The sequence below is a fragment of the Desulfobacter curvatus DSM 3379 genome (genome assembly GCF_000373985.1).
In the GTDB taxonomy this organism is placed as follows: domain Bacteria; phylum Desulfobacterota; class Desulfobacteria; order Desulfobacterales; family Desulfobacteraceae; genus Desulfobacter; species Desulfobacter curvatus.
This window is the reverse complement of record NZ_KB892910.1, coordinates 1-11596: the sequence shown is the minus strand read 5'-3', so window position 1 is coordinate 11596 and position 11596 is coordinate 1. Positions and strand designations below refer to the sequence as shown.

Sequence of the window (11596 nt, the reverse complement as noted above, 5' to 3'; positions counted from 1 at the left end):
AAGCCTGGAATGGGGGAGAACTATGCCCGGACGGAATGAAAATCTTCGGTACAGGCCATGGTTTGTGTAGGAAGAACTACCTTTCCGATGCCTTCTGAAAGAAGGAAAGGCGGAATTTTCCCAAAAAGGAGTGGGCGGAACAACTTCGGCCGACCTTTTATTATTTATGCGTCAGCACTGTTGGATAAATAGCTATATTGACAAGGGATTGCTCCTATATTATTTATATGCCTTTTAAGAAAGGTTTAATCTGGGGATAGGCCCTTAGACTATGGGTGTTCAAAGAGGAGTTTAGGAATATGCCGGACAGGCATCAGCAGGAAAAAGAACAGTTCCGCCGCCTTTTTGGCCGACGGGGGCTTGATCGCTTTGAGGAGCGATTTCAGGTGCTGGAATCTTTTTTAAAATTGGAAGGCCATGTCAGTCTTGCCCGGATTGCCGATCAGGTCAGGCAAGATGGACTACGTGTGGATAATGAATTTTTGCTGCAGTGCATGGAACAATTATGCCGGTTGGGATTTGCCAGTCAGGTTGCGTTTGACCGGGATGAAACCATTTTATACGAACACCGTCAGCTCGGGGTGCATCATGATCATATGGTCTGTACCAAATGTGGTGCTATTATTGAGTTCAATGATGACGATTTAGAAAATCTTCAGGAAAAATTGGCTGCCAAGTACGGCTTTTTTATGCTCCAGCATAAAATGGAGATTTATGGCCTTTGCGGGGAGTGCATGGCGCAACGGGATGATCTGATACCCTTGTCCAGGGCAAGAATTGGAGAACGGGTTGAGATCGTCAATGTGACTGCCGGCAGAAAAATGCAGATGCGGTTTGCTTCCATGGGACTTCGGATGGGTATCTTTGTTGAAATCATTTCCACTGCCATTGGTGGTCAGATTGTCATTGCATCGGATTGCAACCGCCTGATTCTGTGTGCGGGGATGGCTTCCAAAATATGGGTTCGCCCCGAAAAAAGATCCGAGGAACCATCCAATGACGGGGCAGGGGGGGCGTCCCTGCCGTTTTTCAATGAGTCCCTGCCTATTTTACGGATGGTACCGGGGAAACAGGGCAGTATTGCCCGGGTGAACGGCGGACACTTTTCACGGCGTCGGCTGGGAAAAATGGGGTTTCATCAAGGCGTTGTTGTTCGGGTGCTCAATAACAGCCCGTCATCAGATTCCATTGAGGTTATGGTGCGGGGGCATCGGTTGGCTTTATCAGAAAAGGATGCGTCGAGAATTTTTGTGGAGAACATCACACCGTAATTTTTTTTGTATGGGAAACGGGGCGGAAAGCTTGTCCCCGGTGTTGCAAAGGTCGCTGCAGTAAACAACCCAATACCTTGCATGCCAAGGTGTTTTTCTGATATACCGGGTACGATGTGATTAAAACTGAAGCTGACCGGAGATATTTATGTGTCGTGTAAAAAAAGAGCATGTTCTAATAATTTCAGTCTGTTGTCTTTTTGTTTTTTTGTGTGTCGGTATTGCGTTGGCCTCGGAAAGGCTGTCGGTAAGATCCTCTGTTGCCAATTTGAGAAACGGTTCGGGAATCAAATATAAGGTATTGTGGCAAGTGGAGAGATATCACCCTTTCCTTGTGATCAATAAAAAACAGGATTGGTACGAGGTGAAGGATTTTGAAGGGGATACGGCCTGGATCCATAAAACTATGCTGGAAAAAACCGATACAGTGATTTCAATCAAATCAAAATGCAATGTCCGCTCAAAACCCGATAAAGACGCTGACATTCTGCTCCGAGTGGAGAGGGGTGTTCCTTTTAAAGTGATCGGTCGTAAAGGAGACTGGATTAATATTGAGCATGCTGATGGCGAAGTCGGCTGGATTTTTAAAACATTGGTGTGGTAGATCAGGTAACTAACTATTATAAGGTAAGAATTTCATGGCAAATCAAGGCGTATCAAATGAACGGAAAAAAGAACTGGCCCAGATGGATCCGTTCCAGGAGGGGCTTAGCAAGTCCGTTGAATGGGCCGCTGCCCATAAAAAACTGTTGATGATTTCAGCCGGTGCACTGGTTGGGGTGGCGGTTGTTTTTTCTGCGATTATGTTCAGTTTTAGACAGTCTGAAATTAAGGCGTCTGAATTGTCAGCAAAAGCCTATGAAACATATGAAGAACAATATTCCCGGAACCGGGATGCCCGGAAAGGATATGAAGCGGTTAAAGATGACTTTCAAACGCTTTTTGATGAATATTCAAACACCAGTGCCGGGCGCATGGCACTCATTAATTTTGGGAAAATATGTTTTGATGCCAAGGAATATGATCAAGCATTTGAACTGTATTCCCGGGCATTGTCAACTGTGGGGGAAAAGGCCGGTGTCAAGAATTTTTTGCTTTGCGCCATGGGAACGATTTGCGAATTGAACAATGACCTGGAACAGGCAAAGTCCTATTATTTGCGTGTGGAGAAGGGCGCATCCAATCTTTTAAAGGATGAGGCCCGATTTGCCCTGGCGCTGATTTATGAAAAACTCAATGATACCGATGCCGGGCGTCAGATGTATGAAAAAATTGCCGAAAGTGGGGAATCATCTATGTATAAGGCCATGGCCCAGGCCCGGATCAAATAGAATACAAACTAAAAAAGGCTGCCTGGGCAGGGCAGCCTTTTTTAGAAAAGGAAAAAAAGATGAAAAACTAACCTCGGTTAGTGATAATCATTAAATGCAATTCTTCTGCCACTCGGTTTAAAATCATTCATAAATTTTATAACTCATCGTAAATACACATTTATTTGTTATGTGCGCTTTGACGGCACGATAGTCATTTATGTGATTATGGAATGAATAAGTTCAAAATTTTGAACTTTAAACGTTCCGGTTTTATGAAAAGCGAGCGTCATCCCCAAATAACGACCTTTTCCATAGTTCAAAATTTTGAACTATGGTCCGGCATTATTTATTATTCAGTTTTAACTCCTTATCCAGACTGAATTTTTTTAGTTTCTGGCTCAATCCACTTTTCCCAATGCCGAGGAGCTTTGCCGCTTTCGTCTGGACATTGCCGGACATCTTCATTGCCCGCAGGATCATTCTCTTTTCTACTGCGGCAAGGGTTTCGGAAAGGCCTACGCCATCGGGAATACCGTCAAGTTGAAGTGTGCCGGATTTGGGATTCCGGATCTGGGACGGTAGGTCCGAAACCGTAATCGTGCTGCCCGTGGCCAGGATGACGGACCGTTCAATGACATTTTCCAGTTCCCTGACATTGCCTTTCCACTCATGGTCACACAGCCGCTGGACTGCTTCTTTGTCAATACCGGTGACAACCCCGGCAGTCTCAGGACCCTGGGTATATTTTTCTATAAAATGATTGATAAGCAAAGGAATGTCCTCCAAGCGGTCCCGCAAGGGGGGGATACGAGCTTTGACCACGTTGAGACGATAGTACAGGTCTTCCCTGAAATTGCCTTTTTTAACTTCATCCTCCAGAATTTTGTTGGTGGCGGCAATGAGCCTGAAATCCACGGGTAGACTTACGGTCCCGCCAACCCGCTCCACAGTCCGTTCCTGGAGTACCCGTAATAGTTTTACCTGGAGCGGCATGGGTAATTCCCCGATTTCATCCAGAAAAAGCGTGCCTTTATCCGCCATTTCAAACCGGCCCTTTTTTAATCCAACCGCACCGGTAAATGCCCCCTTTTCATGTCCGAAAAGCTCACTTTCCAGAAGAGATTCTGCAAACGCCGAACAATTCGCCGCGATCAGGGGATGATCCTTTCTCATGCTGTTGTAATGAATCGATTTGGCCACAAGTTCTTTGCCGGTGCCGCTTTCCCCCTCAATGAGCACCGATGCACTGGTCGGGGCTACCTTTTTTATGATCTCGTACACCGCCTGCATAGGTTTGCTTTTACCGATGATGTTGTCAAACTGATACCGGGACTGGATAGCATCTTTAAGAAGCGTGTTTTCTTGAACAATTTTGGACATGGACAAAGCTTTGGCAATGTGGGCAATAAGGGCTTCATTCTCAAATGGTTTTAAAATAAACGTGTAAGCCCCTTTGTGCATGGCTTCTACAGCCTTTTCCACACTGCCGAATGCTGTCATGATGATCACCGGAAGATCCGGTTTTATCTGTTTAGCCTTTTCCAGAAGGTCAATACCGGACATGCCCGGCATCTTGACATCGGACAAGACCAGGTCAATGGGTTGGGTATTTAGAATATCCAGTGCCTCCATTCCGCTTGATGCGGTGAAAGGGGTATACCCTTCTTCGGACAGCACTTCACCGATAATCATTGGGTAGTGTTTTTCGTCATCTACAATCAATATTCTTTCCATTAGAACTCCCGGATATTTTACGGCGCTGCGGGCAGGCGTATCTCCACCCTGGTCCCGCAGGGTTCGGCATTGGTTATGTTGATCTCCCCCTGGTGCGCCTGAATGATGTTTTTAATGATACCAAGACCTAAACCGGTTCCCATCTCCTTGGTGGTAAAAAAGGGCGTCCAAATTTTTTTCAGAATCTCTTCGTCAATGCCCGGACCTGTATCTGTAAAACCTGCATGGACGAACCCGGGCTCGTACCATGTGGCAATGGTGATGCGCCCATTCTTTTGATCCATGGCCTGAAATGCATTTAGGAAAATATTTAAAAAGGCCTGATAGAGCATGGCAGGATCTCCAAGAATGTCCGGAGGGTTGTCCTGGTATTCCCGGATGATTTTGATATCTTCAAGTTCATCTGAAGACGATAAAAAAGCGATGTTTTTTTCTATGATATCTTCCAGACAGCAGGGCCTTAAATCTGCGATTTTAGGTTTTGCAAAATCAAGGAAATCTGTGATGATGCGGTCTAAACGGGTGGATTCTTCAACAATGATTTCCGGAATACTGCTGGATGGGTCTAACTTGGCCATCTTTTTTTTCATCAGCTGCGCAGAGCTTTTTATAATACCTAAGGGGTTGCGAATTTCGTGTGATACGCCGGCCGTCATTTCTCCGATTGCGGACAGATGCTCTGTCTGACGGAGTTTTTCTTCCAGTTTAAGCCGTTCTTCAGCCCTGCGCTCAATAATATTTTCTCCATGTTTTACCACAAACCTGAGAATGAGAAAAAGAATGCCCATGATGGTGGCACAACTGACGACAATCAATCCCTGGAGTTTAAATACCTGCTGATAATCGTCCGATACATCCCTGATAATTTCAATGACGCCGATTACCATCCTGTCTTTTTCCCGAGTGAGTTGGACTTCCTGCATTAAAGGAGCAAAGGTGACGATTTTTGTCTCTTTGGGGAACCAGAATGTCAATTCCATCCAGTTGCCCTGCTGAATAAGCTTGGAGGTTACCTCCTTTTTCATGGCTTTTTCATAATGGACCCCCCCGGCATTTTTTTTGCCGATCCGGGCTTTATCCAGGCTGTAGGCAATTACATTGTCCGTTGCGTATATATTGACCATTTCCACATGGAAACTGTGCAGGGTGGTTTTAACAACCGTGTCAAGAAGTTTATACTGGCCGGGTTCCCGTAACTTTATCTCTCCTTGTTTGAAAACCACAGGCCATACAAATCTTAAAAATATTTGGTGATTCAGGTTTTCCACTAGAAGCCGGTTATATTCTTTACTTTTTTCAAGCAGTATTTTTCTTACCCAGTGGGCATTCAACGCTGCAATAACAATGGTTGCCGTCAGCATGACAACAAGGCTTGAAACAGTAAAGGCTTTGACAAGAACAAAAGGTCGGGTGCCGGAATTATCGGGCTCTTTTTGTTGCTTTTTTTTCACGTTAATTTGTTTTTTATCTCTATTGTTATGGGAAAAATTCATGTTTTCTTTGGGGAGTTTTATTTGACAAATACTTTTTTTATTTGCTATTCAACCAGTTAAATAGTTTGATTCTGCTTGACTTTACGCCCATTTCGTATCAAATATATAGTTATATTAATGTAGGATATCAATAATTATTATTTGCATTCTTAAAGTTCAACCCCTTTGCGACAGCCGCAATTTAGGATAGATGCGTATGATATTCGGAAAAAAAGATCACCTTGTAGGCCTGGACATTGGGGCTGCTTTCGTCAAAGTGGCCGAACTGAAAACGACCAACAAAGGCAGGAAACTTCATAAATTTGGTATCGCAAAGGTCCCCGAAGGCATGATTCAGGAAGGCCGGATTGTCGATATGGAGGGATTGTCTGAAATTATTCGTTCCCTATTTCAGTCGCAGAAGATTAAGGAAAAAAATGTGGCGCTGTCAACCGGCGGCCATTCCGTGGTAATCAAAACCATCAGCACGTCAAAGGTGCCCGATGAAGAGTTGCATAGAAATATCCGGGCTGAGGCCGAGCAATATATTCCTTACGATATAGATGATGTCAATATCGATTATCAGATCCTGGGTGATAGCGAGTACTCTTCGGAACAGATGAATGTGCTTCTTGTTGCGGTAAGACAGGACCTGGTGGATGAATATGTTGAGTTGATCCATATGGCGGGCCTTAATCCCGTTATCATTGACGTGGATGCGTTTGCACTTCAAAATGTTTATGAAAATCTTCCTGATGTTGATCATGAGCGTATAACCCTGTTGCTTGATGTGGGGGCCTCCAAAACAAGTGTGAATATACTTCAGAACAACAATTCCATGATGATGCGGGATCTGACCAATGGATGCGAGCAGCTTGTCGCTGTTGTCGGTGAACGACTTGAGGTTAACCGGGAAAAGGCATTGCAGATCATTATGGGCGAGATCGACCATCCGGAATCTGAACAGGCGTTGGAAGAGCTGTATGAAATGGTTGTCGGCAACTGGTGTTCAGATATCTGTGACGTGGTTTATACCTTTGAGTCCAGCCCCGGAAATGCCGGGGTGGAAAATATTGTTGTCTGCGGCGGGGGCGGTTTCATAGACCAGCTGGCTGAAAAATTGACTAAAGAGCTGAAGGCAGAGGTATCAAGGATCAATCCCTTTGCCGGACTGATCAGCGATTCAAAAGAACTTGGCGAACTGGAAGCGTACCAGCTTCTGGCCCCCATTGCACTGGGGCTTGCCATGAGACGGGTGAATGACAAATGATACGAATCAATCTGTTGCCGTTCAGGCTCGCCAGGAAAAAGGAGAATATCCGCCGCCAGGTATCCGTATTCTGCCTTTCCGTTATTTTTATTATTTTGGCACTGGGTTGGGTGTTTTTTGCGCTGAACAATGAAATTAGTCAAACACAAAATGAGGTCGCCCAGATAAGGGACGAAAGCCTTAAATATAAGAAGAAGGCGGATACGGTTTCCCGGATTAAAAAAGATTTGGCGATTTTGGAAAATAAGCTGGCAATTGTTGAGAACCTGAAAGAAAGAAAGAATGAGCAGCAGATTTTATTAGAAAAGTTGTCAGATACGCTTGTAAAAACAAAAATGTGGCTGTCCAGTGTTTCGGCAGATGCCCAAACCGTTTCCTTAAAAGGGGTTGCCTTTGATAACCCAACCATTGCAGCATTCATGAGAGAGCTTGAAAATTCTCAGATGTTTAGGGCTGTAGATTTAAAGCGGTCACAGACAAAGGCATTTTACGACAATATTCGGTTAAAGGAGTTCGATATAGCCTGCAAAAAGATAGTGCCCGAACAAACTGCTAAGGATGAAAAGTCCAAAAAAGGGAAAAAATAATGGCCGGGGAAAAAAAAGACAGCAATGTGAAAAAAAGTGGAAAGGTGGATGCCCTATTTGAAAAAATAGGCGCATTGACCAAAGTTCAGCGTCTGCTTATCTGTCTGGGCACGTTGGGTGTAATTATTGCCGGGTTTTATTTTCTCTTGCTTGGACCAAAGCTTGATACCCTTACGGCAGTCAGGCAGGATTTGGAAACTCAGAAAAATCTTTTGTCAACGTATAAGATCAAGGCCGCCGCCCTTGAAAAGGTGGAAGCCCAAATGGCCCAAGCCAGGGAACAATTCAATATTGCCATGACGGCTCTTCCTGATAAGAGGGAACTGCCTTCTTTGCTGGATGAAATATCCAAGGCAGGAAGGGATGCCGGGCTTGAGATCCAATTATTTGCGCCCCAGAACATGGTGGAGAAATCGTCCTACATAGAAATCCCATTGTCCATGACGGTTGCCGGCCGTTACCATCAGATGGCCGAGTTTTTTTACCGGGTTGCCGGACTCAATCGTATTGTCAATATCTCAACTATTAATATGAACCGGATGTCAGGAAAAGATACGGCCGACAGAAATAAAATTCAGATGAAATGCGTGGCCGTTACTTACATGTTTGTTGAACCCAAAGAAGATGGAAAGACTGGCAGGAAAGGCAGGAAGAGACACAAAAAGGGGTAGAAGGGTGTCGGATATGGAAAAATTAATTAAAATATGTTGTGTGGTCGGCTTGGGCACTTCGTTATTGTTCGTCTCCGCCTGTAATGAGGACCAAGCCCAAATTCCAAACTTGACAAAGCCGCCCCAAGTGATTTCCAAACCTATTTCCAAATCAAATCCGCCTGCAACGCAAATGAATGTTACAGGGGATAATGGGAAGAAACAGGTATTGGGATCTGATTTGAAATCACCGCAGAATTCAGTTAATGACAAGCAAGTCGGGGACGACAGTAATGCTGCAGCCGACTTACGAAAAGCCGGTATTTCCACTCCCATGGAAAAATATAACAGCAAGGGGCGGGTGGATCCGTTTGTTCCTTTGATTGCTGAAAAGACTGCGTATGAAGGGTCTGGTTCATCTGGAGATTCAAAACCCAAGAGAACATTGACGCCTTTGGAAAAATTGGAATTAAGCCAGGTTAAGCTGGTGGCGGTTGTTGAAATGCAGGGCCGGACCATTGCCATGGTGGAGGAAACTACCGGTAAAGGGTATGAGGTCTCCATTGGTACGTATATCGGGCCGAATGGCGGGAGGGTGACGTCCATAACCAGGCAAGGAATCAAAATTGAAGAAACCGTAAAAGATTATCAAGGGAAACAACGTAAGCGGTATGAGGAGATTAAATTTCATAAAAGTGAGGATGGGGAATAAGATGATGGTTAATTATCGATCTGCTGTCAGACATTATGGGACAGGTCTTATCATGTCGGTTTTGCTGCTTTCCTTTACGGCAGGGTGCGTAACTCAAAAAAACGCAGCACCGGCAAGTGCAACCAAGGTGCAAAAAAGCCCGACTGCTCAGGACGATTCAGAGTTACCCAGTATAATTGATAAAATATGGGTCAACCCGGGTGCAGATGCGTTTGAAGTATGGATACAAGGTTCCCCGGGGTTGGATGATTATACGTCCATTAAGCAGGCTTTCCCCTTTGCCGTGAGCGTTTATCTGTCCAATGTCCGTCTTGCCCCCGGTGTGGATGCCGGACCCTTTTCCGATCCCCGTGTCAGCGGTATAAAGGTGGGGTTTATTGACGAGGCCCAGACGACCGTTAAGGTCGATATTCTGCTTAAAGCAGATCTGCCGTACATTGTGGCGGAAAAACCGGGCCGTTTGGGAATTATTCTCAAGGGCAGTCGAAACTCTTTTACACAGGCGGCTGGGGCAGACACTATTACAGATGAACCTGCACAGATATTGGAAGCGTCTGGGGTGCTGCCCGAAGATGTTCCCATCCCTCCAACAACGGCACATCTGACCCATATTGAATTTGATAACAATGATCTTGGTCAGTCTGATATTCATATTCTAACGGATCATCCGGTTCGCTACGAAACAATTCAGGACCGCAATGATTCCCTGGGGCTGATATTGTATAATACAATGGTGCCCTTATACCATCAGCGGCCCCTTATGACCCGGTATTTCAATTCTGCCGTGGAACAGGTCATGCCCCGGCCAAATCCTGCAAATCCCAATGATACGCTGGTAGATATCAAGATCAGGGAAAAGGTGCCGTTCCAGGTGGTTCAAACCACCAAGGGTATTCATATGACCTTCGAAGCTTCTACTGTCTCTCCGCCTGAATTTGGCAAGGCCAAAGTGAGTCTGAACGCCGGGCAAAAGCGCAATGCGGGACCGGGACTTGAAGAACCGGATTTTGTGAATTCAACGGCCCAAGAGAATGGAACTTCCCTGGATCCTTTGTTAAATCCTGCCTCGGTCCGGTACATCGGCGAAAAAATTAAACTGGATTTTTATGAAACAGATATTAAGAATGTTTTCAGAATATTGAAAAGCGTGGGGGGCGTGAACTTTGCCATTGATAAAGATGTGGAAGGTAAAGTGACATTGAGTCTTCAAGATCCGGTTCCCTGGGATCAACTCCTTGATCTTGTTTTAAAAATGAACGGCCTTGGGAAAAAAATGGAGGGTAATGTTATCCGCATTGCCACCACGGCAACCCTTGCCCGGGAGGAAAACGAACGACAGGAAGCCATTGCTGCCCGGCAGAAATCCGAAGACCAGAAAAAGGCCTTGGAACCCCTTCTCACCGAATATATCCCTGTCAATTATTCAGATGCAAAGGCTGATATTGAACCCCATGTATCCCAGATTTTAACGCCGGAGCGGGGCAAGATTTCAGTGGACACCCGTACAAATATGCTGATCATTACCGATACCCAGGCCAAAATTACCCAGGCTAATGAGCTGATTTACCGCCTGGATAAGGTGACGCCCCAGATCATGATTGAGGCCAAGGTGGTTGAAGTCACCAAGGAATTTTCCAGAAGTTTCGGGATTAACTGGAATCTGTCCAATGATCCTGGTGTGACATCGGGTTTTGTGGATGATTACTCTGTGTCTGTTAACGGGGCCGGACCTAACGTGGGAATTTCCGGTGATTTCTCTTTTTTCGGTCTGTTCGGGTCGTCCGTCAGTGCACTGAATGCCCAGCTTGAGGCCTCCGAGGAACAGGGAGATGTCAGGATCGTATCCTCCCCAAGAATTTTGACCCTGGACAACAAAAAGGCAATGATCAAGCAGGGGCAGGAGTATGCCTATCTGGAGCGTGACGATTCAGGCGGATCTTCTGTGGCATATAAAGACATTGACTTGTTGCTGGAAGTAACGCCCCATGTTACGCCGGACAACAGAATTTCCATGACCGTTCGGTTGACCAAAAATGACGTTGCCAGTATCAGTTCCGATGGTGTCCCGACCCTGGCAACAAATGAGGCGGAGACAGAGCTTCTGGTCAATAATAACGATACGGTTGTTATTGGCGGGGTGGTCAAGACGACCCAGAGCCAGGACAGTGATGGTGTTCCTTTTTTGGCCGGCATTCCGGGGTTAGGTTACCTTTTCGGATCAAAATCCAAGTCTGACGATCGAAATGAACTGCTTATTTTCCTGACCCCTTCAATTGTCCAGCTTGAACAGAAACGGCATATGGTGCAATAAGTACTATGAGTTATAATCTTTGCCGCTAACTCTATCATGATATAAAGGCTTTTGGGGTTATGTTTCAGTCAAACCGAGTTCTTGAATCTGAGGTTATGGAGTTCTATGAAGCAGTTGCCGCATATGACATTTTAACGAAACAGTTCTTAAGTAGTATCTGCTGATTTTCTCTTTATATGAAACACTCCCCTCAAAAAAGGGAATAGCGTTCCATTGGTTGTATGGCTTTTTGTTCCACAACACTTTTATTACCGTTACAAATTGAAGGTATCAAAT

Annotated in this window: 10 protein-coding genes; 8 read left to right on the top strand and 2 right to left on the bottom strand. The window is 45.3% G+C overall.

Annotated features, from left to right (window positions below; genetic code table 11):
• Positions 1–299: 299 nt before the first annotated feature.
• From B147_RS0102470 to B147_RS0102460, 3 genes are all read left to right on the top strand, one after another.
• Positions 300–1271: a FeoA domain-containing protein gene (locus B147_RS0102470; protein ID WP_020585674.1), complete on the top strand. Its 972-nt coding sequence runs from the start codon at positions 300–302 to the stop codon at positions 1269–1271.
• A gap of 148 nt (positions 1272–1419) precedes the next feature.
• Positions 1420–1875, top strand: a complete 456-nt coding sequence (locus B147_RS33085; RefSeq protein WP_020585673.1) for an SH3 domain-containing protein — start codon at positions 1420–1422, stop codon at positions 1873–1875.
• Between the two features lie 34 nt (positions 1876–1909).
• Complete coding sequence (locus B147_RS0102460) at positions 1910–2602, top strand: tetratricopeptide repeat protein (RefSeq protein ID WP_020585672.1); 693 nt, start codon at positions 1910–1912, stop codon at positions 2600–2602.
• 324 nt (positions 2603–2926) lie between these two features.
• On the opposite strand, the gene B147_RS0102455 is transcribed toward B147_RS0102460, so the two are convergent.
• Both B147_RS0102455 and B147_RS0102450 read right to left on the bottom strand, forming a co-directional pair.
• Positions 2927–4318, bottom strand: a complete 1392-nt coding sequence (locus B147_RS0102455) for a sigma-54-dependent transcriptional regulator (RefSeq protein WP_020585671.1) — start codon at positions 4316–4318, stop codon at positions 2927–2929.
• Positions 4319–4335: 17 nt separating this feature from the next.
• Complete coding sequence (locus B147_RS0102450; protein WP_033396749.1) at positions 4336–5769, bottom strand: two-component system sensor histidine kinase NtrB; 1434 nt, start codon at positions 5767–5769, stop codon at positions 4336–4338.
• Positions 5770–6007: 238 nt separating this feature from the next.
• On the opposite strand from B147_RS0102450, the gene pilM reads away from it, so the two are divergent.
• The 5 genes from pilM to B147_RS0102425 are packed head-to-tail and all read left to right on the top strand — an operon-like array spanning position 6008 to position 11320.
• Positions 6008–7060 carry a type IV pilus biogenesis protein PilM gene (gene pilM, locus B147_RS0102445; protein ID WP_020585669.1) on the top strand — a complete coding sequence of 351 codons (1053 nt, stop codon included), beginning with the start codon at positions 6008–6010 and terminating at the stop codon, positions 7058–7060.
• Positions 7057–7647 (top strand): PilN domain-containing protein, encoded by a 591-nt coding sequence (locus B147_RS0102440; protein ID WP_020585668.1) that lies wholly within the window; start codon positions 7057–7059, stop codon positions 7645–7647. The genes pilM and B147_RS0102440 overlap by 4 nt, the downstream gene beginning before the upstream one ends.
• Positions 7647–8318 carry a type IV pilus inner membrane component PilO gene (locus B147_RS0102435; protein WP_020585667.1) on the top strand — a complete coding sequence of 224 codons (672 nt, stop codon included), beginning with the start codon at positions 7647–7649 and terminating at the stop codon, positions 8316–8318. Before B147_RS0102440 ends, B147_RS0102435 begins: the two co-directional genes overlap by 1 nt.
• A gap of 13 nt (positions 8319–8331) precedes the next feature.
• Positions 8332–9009 carry a pilus assembly protein PilP gene (locus tag B147_RS0102430; protein WP_020585666.1) on the top strand — a complete coding sequence of 226 codons (678 nt, stop codon included), beginning with the start codon at positions 8332–8334 and terminating at the stop codon, positions 9007–9009.
• Position 9010: 1 nt separating this feature from the next.
• On the top strand, positions 9011–11320 hold the full coding sequence (locus B147_RS0102425) for a type IV pilus secretin PilQ (protein ID WP_157237741.1): 2310 nt from the start codon (positions 9011–9013) through the stop codon (positions 11318–11320).
• Positions 11321–11596: the final 276 nt, after the last annotated feature.